The 17,222-nt window shown below is 45.3% G+C and carries 19 protein-coding genes and 1 other RNA gene; 13 read left to right on the forward strand and 7 right to left on the reverse strand.

Features of this window, described 5'->3' with window-relative positions; translation table 11 throughout:
* Nucleotides 1–74: 74 nt before the first annotated feature.
* From AB4185_RS00225 to zapA, 3 genes are all read right to left on the reverse strand, one after another.
* Nucleotides 75–674, reverse strand: coding sequence for a 5-formyltetrahydrofolate cyclo-ligase (locus AB4185_RS00225; RefSeq protein WP_065584112.1), 600 nt, complete (start codon nucleotides 672–674; stop codon nucleotides 75–77).
* Nucleotides 675–680: 6 nt separating this feature from the next.
* Nucleotides 681–864, reverse strand: a non-coding RNA gene (ssrS, locus tag AB4185_RS00230) — 6S RNA.
* An 11-nt stretch (nucleotides 865–875) separates the two neighbouring features.
* Nucleotides 876–1,184 (reverse strand): cell division protein ZapA, encoded by a 309-nt coding sequence (gene zapA / locus AB4185_RS00235; protein ID WP_004735366.1) that lies wholly within the window; start codon nucleotides 1,182–1,184, stop codon nucleotides 876–878.
* A gap of 308 nt (nucleotides 1,185–1,492) precedes the next feature.
* Between zapA and AB4185_RS00240 the strand changes: the two genes are divergently transcribed.
* Genes AB4185_RS00240 through AB4185_RS00250 form a run of 3 tightly spaced genes read left to right on the forward strand, consistent with a single transcriptional unit; the run spans nucleotide 1,493 to nucleotide 4,506 of the window.
* On the forward strand, nucleotides 1,493–2,068 hold the full coding sequence (locus AB4185_RS00240) for a YecA family protein (protein WP_017059055.1): 576 nt from the start codon (nucleotides 1,493–1,495) through the stop codon (nucleotides 2,066–2,068).
* 24 nt (nucleotides 2,069–2,092) lie between these two features.
* The gene (gene ubiH / locus AB4185_RS00245; protein WP_017059054.1) at nucleotides 2,093–3,271 is read left to right on the forward strand and encodes a 2-octaprenyl-6-methoxyphenyl hydroxylase; all 1,179 of its coding nucleotides are present in this window, start codon (nucleotides 2,093–2,095) and stop codon (nucleotides 3,269–3,271) included.
* Nucleotides 3,272–3,282: 11 nt separating this feature from the next.
* On the forward strand, nucleotides 3,283–4,506 hold the full coding sequence (locus tag AB4185_RS00250) for an FAD-dependent 2-octaprenylphenol hydroxylase (RefSeq protein ID WP_017063203.1): 1,224 nt from the start codon (nucleotides 3,283–3,285) through the stop codon (nucleotides 4,504–4,506).
* Nucleotides 4,507–4,617: 111 nt separating this feature from the next.
* Here AB4185_RS00250 and AB4185_RS00255 read toward each other — a convergent pair whose 3' ends face one another.
* The 3 genes from AB4185_RS00255 to ygfZ all read right to left on the reverse strand — a co-directional run bounded on the left by AB4185_RS00255 (nucleotide 4,618) and on the right by ygfZ (nucleotide 6,819).
* Nucleotides 4,618–4,824 (reverse strand): DUF1107 domain-containing protein, encoded by a 207-nt coding sequence (locus tag AB4185_RS00255; RefSeq protein ID WP_009847660.1) that lies wholly within the window; start codon nucleotides 4,822–4,824, stop codon nucleotides 4,618–4,620.
* 557 nt (nucleotides 4,825–5,381) lie between these two features.
* Nucleotides 5,382–5,843 (reverse strand): aminoacyl-tRNA deacylase, encoded by a 462-nt coding sequence (locus tag AB4185_RS00260; RefSeq protein ID WP_029235114.1) that lies wholly within the window; start codon nucleotides 5,841–5,843, stop codon nucleotides 5,382–5,384.
* 4 nt (nucleotides 5,844–5,847) lie between these two features.
* Nucleotides 5,848–6,819, reverse strand: a complete 972-nt coding sequence (ygfZ, locus tag AB4185_RS00265) for a tRNA-modifying protein YgfZ (RefSeq protein ID WP_017070455.1) — start codon at nucleotides 6,817–6,819, stop codon at nucleotides 5,848–5,850.
* A gap of 167 nt (nucleotides 6,820–6,986) precedes the next feature.
* On the opposite strand from ygfZ, the gene AB4185_RS00270 reads away from it, so the two are divergent.
* Together AB4185_RS00270 and AB4185_RS00275 are read left to right on the forward strand one after the other, a co-directional pair.
* Entirely contained in the window at nucleotides 6,987–7,247 is a 261-nt protein-coding gene (locus AB4185_RS00270; RefSeq protein WP_004735374.1) for a succinate dehydrogenase assembly factor 2, read from the forward strand.
* Entirely contained in the window at nucleotides 7,195–7,614 is a 420-nt protein-coding gene (locus tag AB4185_RS00275) for a protein YgfX (protein ID WP_324295273.1), read from the forward strand. Before AB4185_RS00270 ends, AB4185_RS00275 begins: the two co-directional genes overlap by 53 nt.
* A 135-nt stretch (nucleotides 7,615–7,749) precedes the next feature.
* On the opposite strand, the gene nadB is transcribed toward AB4185_RS00275, so the two are convergent.
* Nucleotides 7,750–9,366 carry an L-aspartate oxidase gene (nadB, locus tag AB4185_RS00280; RefSeq protein ID WP_017059049.1) on the reverse strand — a complete coding sequence of 539 codons (1,617 nt, stop codon included), beginning with the start codon at nucleotides 9,364–9,366 and terminating at the stop codon, nucleotides 7,750–7,752.
* A gap of 389 nt (nucleotides 9,367–9,755) precedes the next feature.
* Between nadB and rpoE the strand changes: the two genes are divergently transcribed.
* The 8 genes from rpoE to era all read left to right on the forward strand — a co-directional run bounded on the left by rpoE (nucleotide 9,756) and on the right by era (nucleotide 17,151).
* Nucleotides 9,756–10,334, forward strand: coding sequence for an RNA polymerase sigma factor RpoE (gene rpoE, locus AB4185_RS00285; RefSeq protein ID WP_008223963.1), 579 nt, complete (start codon nucleotides 9,756–9,758; stop codon nucleotides 10,332–10,334).
* Between the two features lie 26 nt (nucleotides 10,335–10,360).
* Nucleotides 10,361–10,984, forward strand: coding sequence for a sigma-E factor negative regulatory protein (locus tag AB4185_RS00290; protein WP_102427893.1), 624 nt, complete (start codon nucleotides 10,361–10,363; stop codon nucleotides 10,982–10,984).
* The gene (gene rseB, locus AB4185_RS00295; protein WP_017059047.1) at nucleotides 10,981–11,943 is read left to right on the forward strand and encodes a sigma-E factor regulatory protein RseB; all 963 of its coding nucleotides are present in this window, start codon (nucleotides 10,981–10,983) and stop codon (nucleotides 11,941–11,943) included. The genes AB4185_RS00290 and rseB overlap by 4 nt, the downstream gene beginning before the upstream one ends.
* Nucleotides 11,940–12,410 carry a SoxR reducing system RseC family protein gene (locus AB4185_RS00300; protein WP_017059046.1) on the forward strand — a complete coding sequence of 157 codons (471 nt, stop codon included), beginning with the start codon at nucleotides 11,940–11,942 and terminating at the stop codon, nucleotides 12,408–12,410. Before rseB ends, AB4185_RS00300 begins: the two co-directional genes overlap by 4 nt.
* 137 nt (nucleotides 12,411–12,547) lie before the next feature.
* A complete protein-coding gene (gene lepA / locus AB4185_RS00305) occupies nucleotides 12,548–14,341 on the forward strand; it encodes a translation elongation factor 4 (protein ID WP_017059045.1) in 1,794 nt (597 codons plus the stop codon).
* A 245-nt stretch (nucleotides 14,342–14,586) separates the two neighbouring features.
* Nucleotides 14,587–15,483, forward strand: a complete 897-nt coding sequence (gene lepB, locus AB4185_RS00310) for a signal peptidase I (protein ID WP_017066013.1) — start codon at nucleotides 14,587–14,589, stop codon at nucleotides 15,481–15,483.
* 26 nt (nucleotides 15,484–15,509) lie between these two features.
* A complete protein-coding gene (rnc, locus tag AB4185_RS00315) occupies nucleotides 15,510–16,187 on the forward strand; it encodes a ribonuclease III (protein WP_017066012.1) in 678 nt (225 codons plus the stop codon).
* Nucleotides 16,180–17,151: a GTPase Era gene (era, locus tag AB4185_RS00320; RefSeq protein WP_017059042.1), complete on the forward strand. Its 972-nt coding sequence runs from the start codon at nucleotides 16,180–16,182 to the stop codon at nucleotides 17,149–17,151. The genes rnc and era overlap by 8 nt, the downstream gene beginning before the upstream one ends.
* Nucleotides 17,152–17,222: the final 71 nt, after the last annotated feature.

A 17,222-nucleotide genomic window follows, 5' to 3' on the forward strand; every position in this document is an offset into this window, starting at 1 on the left:
GATGAAGTTAACGTTTAGATATTGAGTTAACGTTTCTATATCGAGGTTAACGTTTGCGGCGCGATTATAGCGCTTTAATGGTTGCTTTCCCATTGCCAAGTTTTACTCGGAGTCACGATTTTAGGTAACGGAATGTCCCATTCTTCAATCGGTAGCGTATCAACATGTTGGCAATCATGAGCCAAACCAATAGGAGCTGCACCTTCGCCCGTCTCGAACCACTTTGCCAAGGTGCGATCGTAATATCCGCCGCCCATACCTAAACGATGGCCATGGGAGTCAAAGCCGACAAGGGGCGTAAGAATAAGGTCGAGTTGCTGACAAGGTTTAACCAGCATTTGATTGAGCTGAGGTTCGACAATACCGTACTTATTCAAGACCGTCGGTGTGGTTGGCGAGTAGTGTAAAAACAGCAGGTGCCCGGCAGAGAAGGGGTGCAATACTGGTAAATAAGTTTGCTTACCTTGCGCCCATAACCATTCGATTAAAGGCTGAGTATCGAGTTCGCCATCGATAGAGATATAGAGGGCAATATGCTGAGCAGACTGAATTTCATCAAGCTGCATGCACTGCTTAACTAAGTCGATACCGGATTGAGTTTGTTGGTCGCCAGATAAGGCATTGCGTTTGATACGGATCTGTTTGCGAAATTCGCTGCGTGTGAGCGTCTTCATAAGAAGGGATACCCCAAAGTGCCGTTGAGAATAGATGGCCCTTGAACCAGCGAGTTCAAGGCGGATCAGCAATGATTACCGTAGGCTTCTCGGTCGGGCCGAGCATGCTCAATAGCACTCAAGTACTAACCCTTAGGGATTGCTTATCGGCTCGGGGACGTGAATCCTCTGACAAACACTCCAGGGTAAATTTTGTGTACGCTATTGCTGTCCGTGCTTAACTTTACTGAGGACATCTGAAAGTGATGTCGTGAGCTGTTCCATTCGCTCGGTCAGTGCGTTTTGTTCATCATTTGCTTCAAACTTCTTGGTTTGTAATTCGTAGCAAATATTCAGAGCTGCGATAGTCAGCAGCTTCACTTCATTGGTTACCTTAGTACGTTCAGCCATCTCTTTCAATCGATTATCAAGATCGGCCGCCGCTGCAATCAATGACTCTTCTTGCCCTGGTGGACAATTCACTCGAGTCAGTTTTCCTAATATTTCAACGTCTACCGCTTGATTACTCATGATGGATGAACTCTTTAACGCGCTATTTTAAGGCTGTTGCCCTTCGCCATTTTTTGAGAAAGAAAAAGTGCAAGTACCGATGAGGAAGCAATCTCCTCTGAGGGAGAAACTATAGGTAAACCGCTATTAAGATTCAAGCTTTTCAGAGTGACTGTTTGTAAATGAGAGCTTGAGCACACAGTAATTCAGCAAATTGAACAATTGGTAGTCAGTCATCCTTCAATTGCCGGGGATCGATGCTTACCAGAATTGGGGTGAAGTGGTACGATTATACTATCGATATAAAGAATAACTGAGCGAGCTATCTGATGAGCGAAACTACTTTACCTGACTACCTAACGGTTGCGACTGAACTTCAATCGGCAAGTCTAGCCGTAACCCCTGCTGAGATGCACGGTTTATTAACGGGTATGTTAAGCGGAGGCTTAAGCCTTGCAGATAAAAGCTGGCAACCACTGATCTTCGATTACACCAATGAAGGCATGGGTTGGCCAGATCGCGCATTAACGCTAGCGGAAGCGACACTGAAAGTAACGACCAGTGAAATCACAGGTTCGGGTATGGAATTGTCTATGTTGCTGCCTGACGAAGACGCAAGCGCAAGCCTATTTGACTTGGCTGATGGTGTGTCTGATTGGATTAACCATTTCATTACTGGTCTAGGCTTGGTTGGCGCTCAATTGAACAAAGCGTCTGACAGTACAAAAGAAGCATTAGCTGATCTAGAAGAGATGGCTAAGCTAGGCATTGACGAAGAAGATGATCTGGAAGAGCAAGCGCAGCTTCTAGAGCACGTTATTGAGCACGTAAAAGCGTGTGCACTAACGATTCATGCTGAATTTGGTGCTCGCCCATCTGAAGATGCGGCGCCTACCATTCATTAATTCGTTGGCCGGTTTGAGGTTATGATGGCTCAGTATGATGTTGTAATTGCTGGTGGCGCAATGGCAGGGGCAACCTTAGCCCTTGCTTTGAATCACCTAAGCCAAGGTTCACTGTCGATTGCGGTAGTGGAGCCTTATCAGGTTGATCATCAAGCTCACCCTGGGTTTGATTCTCGTTCGATTGCTTTGTCCTATGGCACGGTGCAGATCCTGGATTCTTTGCGCTTATGGCAATCTATCGCTCCGGTCGCGACCCCGATTAAAGATATCCATGTTTCGGATCGCGGGCATGCCGGAATGACAGACATCTACAGTGAAGAGCTTGCTGTAGATGCGCTTGGCTACGTGGTCGAGTTAGCAGATGTGGGTCGAATCTATCAGCAGAAACTTGAATCAGAAGCGGCAATTACCATGCTTTGTCCTGAGTCTGTTAGTAAAGTTGAACGTGAAGAAGCGTTGACGACGATTGAACTGACAAGTGGGCAAACAGTAACCACTAAGTTACTGGTTGCTGCTGACGGTGCAATCTCAACCTGTTGCCAACAGCTCAATATCTCATTGAGTGAGCATGACTTTGAGCAAGTCGCTGTGATTGCCAATATTGTGGCGAGTGAACCTCACCAAGGTCGCGCATTTGAGCGTTTTACCCATCATGGGCCAGTTGCTCTATTACCGATGAGTGACAACCGTTTATCGCTGGTTTGGTGTTTAACACCAGAGCAAGCACAAAAAGTGATGACGCTAAACGACAATGAATTTCTTGAGCAATTGCAGAATGACTTTGGCTGGCGACTTGGCCGATTAGAGAAGGTCGGCAAGCGCGCGAGTTACCCTCTGATTCTTCGTCACCGACAGCAAAATATCTCTCATCGATTTGCCATTGTTGGTAATGCTGCTCAAACGCTTCACCCAATTGCGGGGCAAGGCTTTAACCTAGGCATCCGAGATGTGGCTTCCTTGGCAGAAGAGTTGTGTACCCAGTTAGATGATGTAGGTCGTTACCGTGGTCTTGTTAACTTTAGAAAGCGTAGAGAACAAGACCGAGACGCAACGATCACGTTGACTTCAAGCCTAGTTCACCTGTTCTCAAACGATTATATGACCGCTCGCATTGGGCGTAATCTTGGGTTAGCCGTAATAGATAACCTTCCACCACTTAAAGGTCCACTTTTGCGTCATACGCTTGGCCTAGTAGAAAGATAAGGTAATAAATAATGATGCAAAGTGTTGATATCGCGATTGTTGGTGGTGGCATGGTTGGCCTAGCGCTTGCTGCTGCCCTAAAAGACAGTGACCTAAGAATCGCTGTCATTGAAGGCAGAGCGCCTAGTGAAGGGCTGAGTGAGCTGCCTGATGTGCGTGTATCCGCGTTGAGTCGTTCTAGTGAAGTGATTCTTCGTAATCTAGGTGCATGGCAAGGTATCGAACAAAGACGCGCTGCACCGTATCAAGCGATGGAAGTGTGGGAACAAGACAGTTTCGCTCGTATTGAGTTTGACTCGACACGCTTGGCTCAGCCTAATCTTGGTCATATAGTTGAAAACCGTGTGATTCAATTAGCGCTGCTTGATCAGGTTAAGAAACAAGACAACGTCAGCCTGTATATGCCCGCAACGTGTAAAACGATGGCGATTGGTGAAAGTGAAGCTTGGTTAACATTGGACAATGGTCAAGCACTGACAGCTAAGTTAGTTGTTGGAGCAGACGGCGCAAACTCTTGGGTTCGTAAGCAGCAAGATATCCCATTAACACATTGGGATTACGGACACAGTGCGATTGTCGCGAACATCAAAACCACAGAGCCGCACCACAGCGTTGCTCGTCAAATCTTCACGCCTCAAGGCCCATTGGCATTCCTACCAATGCAACCAAGCAACATGAGCTCGATTGTTTGGTCTACGGAACCAAATCGTGCCGAGAACCTCGTATCAATGTCGGATGCTGAATTCAACAAGCAGTTAACAGCTGAGTTCGATGCAAAGCTGGGCTTATGTGAAGTGGTTGGTGACCGTTTTGCCTTCCCACTGCGCATGCGTTATGCGCGTGACTTTGCGGTAGAGCGTGTGGCTTTGGTTGGTGATGCTGCTCATACCATTCACCCATTAGCAGGGCAGGGCGTGAACCTTGGCCTATTAGACGCAGCAAGCCTAGCGCAAGAGCTGTTAAAGCTATGGTCTGCGGGTGAAGACATTGGCACCAAGCGTAATCTTCGCGGCTACGAGCGCTGGAGAAAAGCAGAGGCGGCGAAAATGATTGCTTCAATGCAGGGCTTTAAAGATCTGTTTGAAGGCGATAACCCAGCTAAGAAGCTGATTCGTGGCATTGGTATGAAGCTTGCGGGCCAATTACCGGGTGCGAAAGATGAGATCATGAAGCGCGCACTGGGTTTGTCTGGCAATCTTCCTGACTTAGCTAAGCGTCCAGTGACTCATCGATAATGACATAGTGTTCTGGTGGTATATCGAATCATCATTGATACGAAAATTGGTACGAAAAAAGGGTTGGCATAATGCCAACCCTTTTTGTTTTTAATTCTGTAGATAATCAGGTCATGCGTACGCGCAGCGCAGTTTCATGATTTCACTATTTATTTCTTTCACTGTTTGAAAGTGACGTTTTTCTGCTCGGTCTGGTAGCACTAGCTTACCGTTATCAAACTCAAATTTTCCTACGCCGTAAATGTAGATTCGTCCTTTGAAAAGTCGACTTACATGTTTAGCAATCATACTCGGTGTATAGCGCTTAAACAGTCTCATTCTTAATTATCCTTATATTTACCTAGCCTGCATATTATAGAAAAACTCCGAGATAATAATTGTGATAAGCATGGAGTTATATGCAGTAGCGTTGACGTTAATTAGATATTTGTGCTGTTCTAAGCACTTTCTTCAGTAAATATCTATTTTTACGTGAGCTCCTCCCCAAAATAATACTGAGTAGTGAACTGCCGTGAACTTTTCTGTTCAGTATTAAGCAGTGATAATGTTACAAGTATAAGAATAGGCGGGATTTTTTTGTTTGTGTAATCAAATTGTAAATTTCGGACAAAAAAAAGCCCGTCTAAAACGGGCGAATAGTCACAGATGCATTACACAAAAGTGGATACTGATGTTACTCAGTGGATTCACTTGCACTGATTTGCTTAATAGCTAGTCAGTAAATTTACAATAACGCAAATTTAACTTTGTGACTACTTATGCTTTTATTTTGAGTAACTATTTATTAATGGTGTGTTCTTCTTATGACGAGGTTCACACTAAAAATGTACTCAATGAAATATTAAAATGAAGTTTGCGAAGCATGATCTAAACGATCATCGACTGATGTCCGCGACGGTCGGTGCACATAGCGCCATAAGATCATTGAGATCCAGCGCAACGCCAGCCATTCGGTCGCCGGAGCTAATGGTTACGGTCGAGTTGTTTTGAATGGAAGGATCAAAAATGATCGGCATGTGTCTCTTGAGAGCGAGCGGACCAACACAACCCACTTTAAAACCGGTGATCGCTTCAACATCAGCGAGCGACACGCAGGTCATTCGACGGCAATTCAGTACCGAGCGTACTTTCTTGGGGTCGACAGAGCGATCGCCAGCAGTACAGGCTAACGCATACTGGTTGCCCATATCCTTGAGCAGGATGCACTTCACCATTTGAGAGGCGTCGATGCCTCGCTCTTGTGCAGTTTCTTCAATGCTGGTGGTTGGCTTGCTTTGCATCAGCAGGCGATAATTCACCTGCTGTTGATCCAGCCATTGTGTAATCTGCGTTTCCACGTGGTTACTCGTCGTCAAGGCTGTACGGCAGTGGCAGGATATTCCATGTTTGATCAGGCTGCGCGGTCAGTCGCAGCTGAACATCGTCATCAAGGTTGTTTGGCAGTACCATCAAACCAATCGCTCGGTTATCAGCAAATTGATAGACGTTTAATAGTCGGCCTGCGCCACGCCAGTTCTCACCCACGCTACGCTCTAGTTCAATTGGGTTCTCTAGAGACAATACCTCTGCTGTCGTTCCTGAAACAATGCGCATCTCACGCTTGTTCATGCCACGGTACTTAGCACGAGCAACCGTTTCTTGACCTGTGTAACAGCCTTTTGAAAAGCTGATACCGCCAATCGCTTGCAGGTTAAGCGCTTGAGGGATGTGCTCGTTTTGCTCTGCTTTCGATAGGTTAGGCTGAGCATCAAGAATTTCATGATATTGCCAAAGTGTTTCTGATACTTTCTCCGCAGCGCTGTTTGATACCAAGGCTTCAGCGGCTTCTTCTGTCACAAGTAGAGCCCAGCGGTTATCTGCAACTTGAACCGCTGTACCACCAGAGATAGCACGCACATTACCTTGGCTTTCTGAAATAGAATCAATGTATTGATTAGCTGACGAACCCATCACACCGATAACAACGTCAGACGTTTGCTCGATATCGACCTTAGAGAACACCGCGTACTTCTTGATTTCAACGAGCTCGACTTCAATCGCTGATTTAGGTTGCATGAGTGCGTAGCCACCGTTGTGGTGGAACAAACGAAAGATACTCCATACCTTTCCTTTTGCATCACAGTGCGCGCCTAATGTGGATTCATCATTAGGAAGAGTGACGACATCGCACGTTACTTGACCCTGTAGGTACGACTTTTTGTCATCGCCTATCATGGTAATTGCACTCCAGTCTGATACGTGTGTCATCATCAGTTCTGGAAGCGATTCATTTTGCGTATGAGCGAGTGGCTGAAATATGTTTTTCCAATCCATTTTATCTTTCCTAAGAATTTTATTTGGCTCTATGTTAATCCGGTTCTGTTTCTTTGTCAGCCTAGGTTTTTTTGTGAGCTTAGATAGGGACTGTGACTCACATAGTAGTTGCAGGGCGTATGACTTGTTACACTCCGAGAAAGAAAAATTATAGGTGAGGATAGCCAATGTACACTGCAGAGCAGAAAGCACGAATTAAATGGGGTTGCCGTCGCGGCATGTTAGAACTTGATGTAGTCATCATGCCATTTTTCGAAGAGTGTTTTGATTCATTGCAAGAGCAGGAACAGCGCGAGTTTGTTTCTCTATTAGAGTGTGATGATCCAGATTTGTTTACTTGGGTAATGGGCCACGGACGCAGTGAAAACCTAGGCCATGCATCAATGGTTGATAAAATTGTCGCACACAACCTCAGCAAGGTTCGTTAAGCTTCAGCTTAACCCTTCGTATTCCGCATTATTTGCAAAAGGCACTATTTTTGGGTGCCTTTTGTTTTTCATCGTCCTGTCTTCTATTCCACTTGCCGCCAGCCTTTATTGCTTAGCTTTAATGATCCGCTTGTTCAGAAACAATCATGTGATTCTAAATAGTGTCTATGGGCGTTTTGATTACAGAGAGGATGGTGATATTCGACTCAATGACCGAACTTACCGACTCAAGTCCGTTGATAAGATCTGGGCGCAGTTCTTCGTTAAATTGCAGTTTGAATGTGGGCACTCGGTACTGCTTTGGCGGGACAGCTGTTGCGAGCGAGAATATCGCCATTTTCTGGCGAACTTACAACGAGCGCGCTAGAGAAGCCAAACTATTCGATGAAAGAAAGTATTAGATAAAAGAAAGCGTTAGACAAAAGAAAAGGGAGCACTCGGCTCCCTTTCGTTTAATCATTTTCCGCTGACGGCTAATTCGCTAAGCACGTTTAACCAATTATTATGATTGGCGTTTCTCTGGCGTCAGAATCGTTGGGCCACTGTCTTCTGCAAGTTCAGGGTAATCCAACGTGTAGTGGAGGCCGCGGCTCTCTTTACGTTGCATTGCACAACGAACCATTAGCTCTGCCACTTGTAGCAAGTTACGCAGTTCTAATAGGTTATTCGAAACCTTGAAGTAGCTGTAGTACTCATGAGTTTCTTGTTGCAGCATCTGAATGCGACGCAATGCTCGCTCTAGTCGTTTATCCGTTCGAACAATGCCCATGTAATCCCACATGAATAGGCGCAGTTCGTGCCAGTTGTGTTGAATGATAACTTCTTCATCACTGTTGGTGACCTGGCTTTCATCCCATGCTGGCAGTTCAGCGCACAGTTGAGATTGGTCGATGTTCTCAACGATATCTTTTGCTGCTGCCCATGCGTAAACCACACACTCAAGCAGTGAGTTAGAAGCCATTCGGTTTGCACCGTGTAAGCCGGTGTAGCTCACTTCGCCAATCGCATACAAGTTCGTTAGGTCGGTTTGACCCTGCTTATTCACCATGACACCACCACACGTGTAGTGAGCGGCTGGTACGATAGGGATCGGCTCTTTGGTCATGTCGATGCCCAAGTCCATCAAGCGAGTATGGATCATCGGGAAGTGCGCTGTGATGAATTCTTCAGGCTTGTGGCTGATATCAACATACATACAGTCGGCACCTAAGCGCTTCATTTCGAAGTCAATTGCACGAGCAACCACATCACGTGGCGCCAGTTCACCGCGCTCATCGAAGTCCTTCATAAAGCGAGAACCATCTGGACGACGCAAGTAAGCACCTTCACCACGCAGTGCTTCCGTTAGTAGGAAGTTACGCGCTTCTGGGTGGAATAAACAAGTTGGGTGGAACTGGTTGAACTCAAGGTTTGCCACACGACAACCCGCACGCCAAGCGATAGCAATACCATCACCTGAAGAAACATCTGGGTTAGAGGTGTATTGGTAAACCTTTGAAGCGCCGCCTGTTGCTAATACAACAAACTTAGCGCGCACGGTTTCAACATGTTCTTGGTTACGGTTCCAAATGTAGGCACCGATCACCTTGTCTTTTGAACCACCAATCTTATCTTCCGTGATCAAATCCAGCGCATTGTGGCGCTCGAAGATCTCGATATTTGGGTGGTTGTTGACGTTATCTTGTAGTGAGGTTTGCATCGCCATGCCAGTTGCATCGGCAGCGTGCAGAATTCTGCGGTGACTGTGGCCACCCTCACGAGTGAGGTGATATTTTGGTTGGCCTTCTGTGCTGTTCTCATCTTTATCAAATGGAACACCACCATCAATCAGCCATTGCACACACTCTTTCGCATTTTCAGCAATGAATTGAACTGTATCTTCTTCGCATAACCCAGCCCCAGCGATTTGAGTATCCTCTACATGAGACTCAATACTGTCCGACTCATCGAACACCGCGGCGATACCACCTTGTGCGTAATACGTCGATCCTTCGCTGCGTGGTCCTTTGCTTAATACAATTACTTTTGCATGTTCTGCTACGCGTAAGGCTAATGACAAGCCTGCCGCACCACTTCCTACCACTAATACATCACACTGATGTTCACGGTTTGCGTTCATAAAACTTATTAAATCCCGGGCTATAGTCGAGTTGTCCACTCTCAATTGACTTTGTCTTGTTTTAGGAGTTTGGCTAAGACTGTTATAATCTCTCCAGAGTCATCCTTAAACGCTATGCAAAATCAATATATAGACAGCTATCTAGAAATATTTAATTGCTCAATACCATTGCTTTTGCTCAAGTTTCCCCAAATTGATAGGGATAGCTATTTTTATTACATCACATTGTGAAACAATAATGGCAAATAATTTTAAGAAAGTTGGAACTTTCGGTATTTGGCTTAGTCACAATAGTGCTCTTGTAGACGGTGGTGTCAATACTACATTTCGCATAATTAGTACCCATATCTGTGAAGGTGAGGGTTATAACAATAGGAGTACCCGCTCGAATGAACGAGCAGCTAACCGATCAAGTGTTGATTGAGCGAGTTCAGAGTGGAGATAAGCAGGCATTTAACTTACTAGTGGTTAAGTATCAAAACAAAGTTTGTAATCTTATCTCTCGATACGTGAATAATTCCGGTGATGTACCTGATGTAGCACAAGAAGCTTTTATTAAAGCTTACCGCGCGATACCTAACTTTCGTGGCGAGAGTGCCTTCTATACATGGTTATACCGAATTGCCGTGAACACCGCTAAAAATCATATCGTTGCCCAAAGCCGTAGGCCGCCAGCAACCGATGTAGATGCAGAAGATGCAGAATATTACGAAACAGGCAGCGCGTTAAAAGAAATATCGAACCCTGAGAACTTAACGCTGTCTAAAGAATTGAAACAAGTTGTTTTTGGAGCGATTGAAGCGCTACCAGAAGACTTAAAAACTGCAATGACGTTGCGAGAGCTCGAAGGTTTGAGCTACGAAGAGATTGCAGAAGTAATGGATTGCCCTGTAGGAACCGTACGTTCGCGTATTTTCCGAGCTCGTGAAGCGGTGGAAAAGAAAATCAAACCTCTTTTGCAACGCTAGAACTTGTAATAATTATGGTGAAAATAATGGCTGATAAAGAAAAGCTTTCGGCACTCATGGATGGTGAAACGATCGATAAAGCTCTCATTGTAGATCTAGAATCTGATCAAGAAAGCATGGATACTTGGCAGAGTTACCATTTAATTGGTGATGTTATGCGTGGGGATTCGCCAGAAACTCCAGAGTGGAACATTGCTAATAGTGTAGCGGCAGCGCTTGAGAACGAGCCTGCACATGGTTCAATGTCGAACCTGCACCAAGTGAATGTTGAACCTACTGTTGCTCCAATTGAAGAGCAACCTAAACCTCAGCAAGCGAAGCGTCAGCTTCCGGCGTGGTTACAACAGTTTGGACAAGTTGCCGTGGCAGCGTGTGTTTCATTAGCCGTTGTATTAGGTGTTCAACAATATGGTGGTAGCGACCCTGCAGCACCAGAGCAGTTGCCTGTACTCCAGACGATTCCATTTGCCGGTTCTGCGGAACCAGTAAGTTTAACGCGTGACTCTGTTGAGAAACCAACATCTGAAGCTAACTTGCAAGAGCAGCGCAAACGCGTTCATGCATTGTTAGAAGATTATGAGCTGCAGCTAAGATTAAACAGTGATGCATCGCCAATGCAAGATGCACATCTAGAATCGGACATTGAATGAAGAAAATCCTGGTCAGTGCACTGACACTGTTCAGCTTGATGTCTCCAACAGCCTTTGCAGAGGAAACCACTGCAAAGGCCTTGTTGCATCAAATGAACGAGGCCAGTCAGCATCTAAATTACGAACTCTCCTACATTTTGATAAAGAAGAGCAGTATTGAGCCTCTTGTTTATCGCCATGCGGTTAACGACGACCAACAACTTGCACACCTTGTTTATCTAAGCGGCCCTGTTCGTGAAGTCATTCGACGTGGCAACGAAGTTAGCTACATCGAGCCGGGTACAGAGCCATTTACGATTCAGTCAGGCAGCATGGTTGCGCCTGTTATTCCGATGATTAATCGAGATATCGAATCTCTGAATCAGTACTACGACTTTGTGAAAGTTGGTCGCTCTCGTGAAGCAGGTAGCACCACTCAAGTGCTGCGTGTCGTGCCGAAAGATGGCCTTCGCTACTCTTACGTGGTTTGGGTAGACGAAAAAACGAATCTTCCTTTGCGTGCCGACCTTTTGGATCGTGATGGCGAAGTGCTTGAACAGTACCGCACTATCTCTTACGTGGTGAACGATAAGATTGCTGAGGCTATGGGTGGCTTGAGCCAAGCTCAATTGCCGAAAGTTTTATCATTACCGGAAGGCTTAGTGAGTGAAACTAACTGGCAAGCGTCGTGGATTCCTGAAGGGTTTAAATCAAAAGAGCTTAGCCGCTATCAAATGGCTGCGACCGATAAAATGGTTGAAAGTCAGCTTTTCAGTGATGGACTGTTTAACTTTTCGGTTTATATCGCGGAAAAAGATGAGCATTCATTGAAAGGGCAGCTGGTGCGTCAAGGGCGTAGAACCTTGCACAGCTTAGTGATTGGCGATAAAGAGATCTCTGTGGTTGGTGACATTCCGCCGGCAACTGCAAAACGTATTGCTCAGTCAGTTACATTTAATAAATCGGTACAAGCGCAATGATGACCGCGCTGGCGACCGTTAGCTCGGTTGAACAAAAAGGTAAGCAATACTTTGTTCAATTGAGCTGCGAACAACAAACCAGTTGTAGCAGCTGTTCTTCTCAAAAAAACTGCGGTACGGGTATTGTGACCAAGGCTGTTGGCAATAAATCTTTGTTTTGGCAGCTTAAAACCAAAAGCTTAGTCAAAGCTGGACAAATCGTAGAAATTGGCTTTCCAGAAAAAAGCCTACTTCAGTCGGCGGCGATTGTTTATCTCATCCCACTTTTCATGTTGATGATTGGTGCTGGTTTTGGGCAACTCTTGTTACAACCCTTACTCCAGGGGGGCGAGGGCATTGTTATCTTAAGTGCAGCACTGTTTACTGCTGGTGGGATTGCCTTAGCGAAGCGGTTAGCCAAACCCATGGAAGACAAATCCAAGCAAGAAGTCGTCTTGATTCGAATCCTAGGTGAGTCTCTCGTCTAATTTATGATGCTTCTTGCCCTTAAATTGGGTAGAATCTGCCAACTTGATTGAAATGCCGCCACCAATGCTGACTGTAGATTGGACGCGTCGCGGCTTTCTTATTATCCCTATTCAAAGAGTTTAGTCACACCAAGCCTATGAAGCACATTCGTAATTTTTCGATTATCGCCCACATCGACCACGGTAAGTCGACCCTTTCTGACCGCTTAATCCAAGTTTGTGGAGGATTAAGTGAACGTGAGATGGCAGCTCAAGTCCTCGATTCTATGGATATAGAACGCGAGCGTGGTATTACAATTAAAGCGCAGAGTGTGACTTTAGATTACAAAGCTAAAGATGGTGAAACTTACCAACTTAACTTTATCGACACTCCTGGACACGTAGACTTCTCTTACGAAGTATCTCGTTCTCTAGCGGCTTGTGAAGGCGCACTACTTGTAGTGGATGCTGGCCAAGGTGTTGAAGCACAAACTCTAGCAAACTGTTACACAGCAATCGAAATGGAACTGGAAGTAGTGCCAATCTTGAACAAGATTGACCTACCAGCTGCTGAACCAGAACGTGTTGCTGAAGAAATCGAAGAGATCGTTGGCATCGATGCGATGGAAGCGACTCGCTGTTCTGCGAAAACAGGTTTGGGTGTTGATGATGTTCTAGAAAACATCGTGACGGCAATCCCGCCACCGGAAGGTGATCCTGAAGCGCCTCTACAAGCGTTGATCATTGACTCTTGGTTCGATAACTACCTTGGCGTAGTTTCTTTGGTTCGTATCAAAAACGGTAAGCTGAAGAAGAACGATAAGATCAAAGTAATGTCGACAGACCAAGTATGGGGTGTTGACCGTCTAGGTATCTTCACGCCTAAGCAAATCGATACTACAGAGCTAAATACTGGCGAAGTAGGTTGGGTTGTTTGTGGTATTAAAGACATCCTAGGTGCACCGGTTGGTGATACGTTGACGCTTGCAAAAGGCGGCAGCACTGAACGTCTACCTGGTTTCCAAAAAGTGAAGCCTCAGGTATACGCTGGTCTATTCCCTGTATCATCTGATGACTACGAAAACTTCCGTGACGCGTTAGGCAAATTAAGCCTGAACGATGCATCACTGTTCTTTGAACCAGAAAGTTCAGCAGCACTTGGTTTTGGTTTCCGTTGTGGCTTCTTAGGAATGCTTCACATGGAGATCATCCAAGAGCGTCTAGAGCGTGAATACGACCTAGACCTAATCACAACTGCTCCAACAGTAGTGTATGAAGTTGTAAAAACAGATAAAACGGTTCTTTACGTTGATAGCCCGGCTAAACTGCCAGCGGTTAATGACCTAGAAGAAATTCGTGAGCCAATTGCACGCTGTAATATTCTGGTACCTTCGGATTACCTAGGTAACGTAATCACACTGTGTGTTGAGAAGCGTGGCGTACAAGTAGACATGGTCTACCACGGTAACCAAGTTGCTGTGACGTACGATCTTCCTATGGCAGAAGTAGTTCTAGACTTCTTCGACCGTCTGAAGTCAACGTCTCGCGGCTATGCATCATTGGATTACAACTTCCAACGTTACGAGCCATCAAACATGGTACGTGTAGACGTACTGCTGAATGGCGAAACAGTTGATGCACTAGCTATCATTACGCACAAAGATATTGCTCAGTCTCGTGGTCGTCTACTGGTAGAGAAGATGAAAGAATTCATCCCTCGTCAGATGTTCGATATCGCGATTCAAGCAGCGATTGGTAACCACATCATTGCTCGTTCTACAGTGAAACAACTGCGTAAGAACGTAATCGCAAAATGTTACGGTGGTGATATCAGTCGTAAGAAGAAACTTCTTAAGAAACAAAAAGAAGGTAAGAAGCGTATGAAGCAGATCGGTAACGTTGAACTGCCTCAAGAAGCTTTCCTTGCAATCCTTCACGTTGGAAAAGACTAGGTATCAATCGCACTAACTATCTGCTGAATATTACTGGTTAAAATCGTTTATTTCTTTGTTGCAAAGATTGCAATTAGGCCCACTAGTCACTGCACTTTGCGCCTCGAACTAAACGATTTTTCCTGCGTAATCTTCCCAGCATTTAGTCAGCATGATTGATACAAATTAGAAATATTAAGCAGAGTGAAAGAGTTATGCTCTTTCACTTTCGTTATTTTTAAAGAAATGAAATTTAAGGGATATCAATGGCTAATACATTTTCGCTTATCTTAGTGATCGTAACTCTAGTGACCGGCATTGTATGGGCGTTGGAAAAGTTTGTGTGGGCGAAGAAGCGCCAGCAAAAGCTTGCTGACGTTGAAGCACAATCGAATGGCCTAGACGCTGAAACTAGCGCAAAAGTTACGGCTCAACCTTGGTGGGTTGAGAACAGTGTGTCCATTTTCCCGGTAATTGCATTTGTTTTGATCTTGCGTTCATTCATCTATGAACCGTTTCAAATCCCTTCTGGCTCGATGATGCCAACCCTTTTGGTTGGTGATTTCATCTTGGTAGAGAAGTACGCGTACGGTCTAAAAGACCCAGTGTGGCGCACTCAATTGGTAGAAACAGGCAAGCCAGAACGCGGTGACTCAATCGTATTTAAGTACCCACCTCAGCCAAACATCGACTACATTAAGCGTGTTGTTGGTATGCCAGGTGACACGATTCGCTACAGCAGTCGTAAAGAGATCTGCATTCAGGCGAAGGGTACAAGTAGCTGTGAACCAGTGAAACTAAGTAATGTTGAAGAGAGCCAATTTATTCAAGATGGTGTGCCTCTGATTCAGCTGAACGAACAGCTTGGAGACGTAGAACACCAGATTTTAGTTAACCCATTGCGCCGCGATCGTGTGCAAGCATATCAGCCTCGCAATGGTGTTAACGAATGGGTCGTTCCAGAAGGCCAGTACTTTGTGATGGGTGATAACCGTGACAACAGTGCCGATAGCCGTTACTGGGGCTTTGTCCCTGAAGCAAACCTTGTTGGTAAGGCCGTTGCTATTTGGATCAGCTTCGAATTCGAACGCGGTTCAGACAGTGTACTTCCAACATGGATTCCTACTGGTGTGCGTTTTAATCGCATCGGTGGGATTCATTAATCGATCACATAACACATCGAGAGAGCATGAATTCTCCAATTGATAAACTAGAGAGAAAGATTGGCTATCAGTTTAATGATGCCGATCTTATCCACTTGGCGCTGACTCACCGCAGCGCCGCAGGTAAACATAACGAACGTCTTGAGTTTCTGGGCGATTCAATTTTAAGTTTTGTTATCGCTGATGATCTTTACCACCGTTTTCCTAAGGTAAACGAAGGTGATATGAGCCGCATGCGCGCAACATTAGTACGTGGTCATACATTGGCAGAACTAGGTCGTGAATTCGAACTAGGAGATTACTTAAAATTAGGTCCAGGTGAGTTGAAGAGTGGCGGTTTCCGTCGTGATTCTATTCTAGCGGATGCGGTTGAAGCGGTCATCGGCGCTGTCTATTTAGATAGTGATACCGAGACGGTTCGCGGCATTATTTTAAGCTGGTACCAATCTCGCCTAGATGCTATTCAGCCTGGAGTATCTCAAAAAGATCCGAAAACTCGCCTACAAGAGTTTTTGCAAGGTCGAAGAAATCCTCTACCTGTCTACACAGTGACTAATATTAAAGGTGAAGCACACAACCAAGAGTTTACGGTTGAGTGTGAAGTGGCAGGTGTGGATAAACCTGTTATCGGTAAAGGCACTAGCCGCCGCAAGGCAGAACAAGCGGCTGCTGAAACAGCATTAGAGCAACTAAGCAATGTCTGATAACAACCAAGATTTCGATATCGATGCATTCTTTTCATCTGATAGCAAAAAAACAGGCCTACCGGAAAACCAACACTGTGGCTTCATCGCTATTGTCGGTCGCCCAAATGTAGGTAAGTCGACGCTTCTGAACCATATTCTGGGTCAGAAGATTTCTATTACATCACGTAAACCACAGACGACACGTCACCGTATTATGGGCGTTGAAACTGAGGGTGATTACCAAGCGATCTTTGTTGATACTCCTGGACTTCATATTGAAGAAAAGCGTGCAATCAACCGCTTGATGAACCGTGCGGCGAACAGCTCACTGAGTGATGTGAACCTAGTATTCTTCCTTGTCGATGGTACTCACTGGACTGACGACGATGAGATGGTTCTGAACAAACTGAAGAAGACTGACTTCCCAGTTGTACTTTGCATCAACAAAGTAGATAACGTTCAAGACCGTACTAACGTGATGCAGCACATGATGGAAGTCTCTAAGAAGATGGACTTCATTGACGTTGTGCCAATCTCAGCGAAGCAAGGTAAAAATATTGATGTACTACGTAAGCACGTACGTGAACATTTACCTAAAGCGACACACCACTTCCCTGAAGAATACGTGACTGATCGCTCGCAACGTTTTATGGCCTCTGAAATTATCCGTGAAAAGCTGATGCGCTTTACGGGTGATGAGCTACCTTACTCGGTAACGGTTGAAATCGAACGTTTCGATTACAACCCAGATAACGATGGCTTCCACATCAATGCACTGATTCTTGTTGAGCGTACAGGTCAGAAGAAAATGGTGATTGGTAAAGCGGGCGAGAAGATCAAAACGATTGGTCGTGAAGCGCGTATCGATATGGAAGAGCTATTCGGCCGTAAGGTTTACCTAGAGACTTGGGTCAAGGTTAAGTCTGGCTGGGCTGATGATGAGCGTGCACTTCGCTCGTTAGGCTACATCGACGATCTATAATATATTGAACGTCACTTTCTGAGATTAAGAAAGTTGAACTGAAGATAAATCCAAGAGAGAGTGCGAACTCT

Origin of the sequence: Vibrio sp. 10N.286.48.F5 (assembly GCF_041469785.1) — a bacterium.
GTDB classification, from domain to species: domain Bacteria; phylum Pseudomonadota; class Gammaproteobacteria; order Enterobacterales; family Vibrionaceae; genus Vibrio; species Vibrio crassostreae_C.

Coding starts and splice junctions, on each gene's coding strand:
- AB4185_RS00225 (WP_065584112.1), bottom strand. CDS start 674: ATGAAGACGCTCACACGCAGCGAATTTCGCAAACAGATCCGTATCAAA.
- zapA (WP_004735366.1), bottom strand. CDS start 1,184: ATGAGTAATCAAGCGGTAGACGTTGAAATATTAGGAAAACTGACTCGA.
- AB4185_RS00240 (WP_017059055.1), top strand. CDS start 1,493: ATGAGCGAAACTACTTTACCTGACTACCTAACGGTTGCGACTGAACTT.
- ubiH (WP_017059054.1), top strand. CDS start 2,093: ATGGCTCAGTATGATGTTGTAATTGCTGGTGGCGCAATGGCAGGGGCA.
- AB4185_RS00250 (WP_017063203.1), top strand. CDS start 3,283: ATGATGCAAAGTGTTGATATCGCGATTGTTGGTGGTGGCATGGTTGGC.
- AB4185_RS00255 (WP_009847660.1), bottom strand. CDS start 4,824: ATGAGACTGTTTAAGCGCTATACACCGAGTATGATTGCTAAACATGTA.
- ygfZ (WP_017070455.1), bottom strand. CDS start 6,819: ATGGATTGGAAAAACATATTTCAGCCACTCGCTCATACGCAAAATGAA.
- AB4185_RS00270 (WP_004735374.1), top strand. CDS start 6,987: ATGTACACTGCAGAGCAGAAAGCACGAATTAAATGGGGTTGCCGTCGC.
- AB4185_RS00275 (WP_324295273.1), top strand. CDS start 7,195: ATGCATCAATGGTTGATAAAATTGTCGCACACAACCTCAGCAAGGTTC.
- nadB (WP_017059049.1), bottom strand. CDS start 9,366: ATGAACGCAAACCGTGAACATCAGTGTGATGTATTAGTGGTAGGAAGT.
- rpoE (WP_008223963.1), top strand. CDS start 9,756: ATGAACGAGCAGCTAACCGATCAAGTGTTGATTGAGCGAGTTCAGAGT.
- AB4185_RS00290 (WP_102427893.1), top strand. CDS start 10,361: ATGGCTGATAAAGAAAAGCTTTCGGCACTCATGGATGGTGAAACGATC.
- rseB (WP_017059047.1), top strand. CDS start 10,981: ATGAAGAAAATCCTGGTCAGTGCACTGACACTGTTCAGCTTGATGTCT.
- AB4185_RS00300 (WP_017059046.1), top strand. CDS start 11,940: ATGATGACCGCGCTGGCGACCGTTAGCTCGGTTGAACAAAAAGGTAAG.
- lepA (WP_017059045.1), top strand. CDS start 12,548: ATGAAGCACATTCGTAATTTTTCGATTATCGCCCACATCGACCACGGT.
- lepB (WP_017066013.1), top strand. CDS start 14,587: ATGGCTAATACATTTTCGCTTATCTTAGTGATCGTAACTCTAGTGACC.
- rnc (WP_017066012.1), top strand. CDS start 15,510: ATGAATTCTCCAATTGATAAACTAGAGAGAAAGATTGGCTATCAGTTT.
- era (WP_017059042.1), top strand. CDS start 16,180: ATGTCTGATAACAACCAAGATTTCGATATCGATGCATTCTTTTCATCT.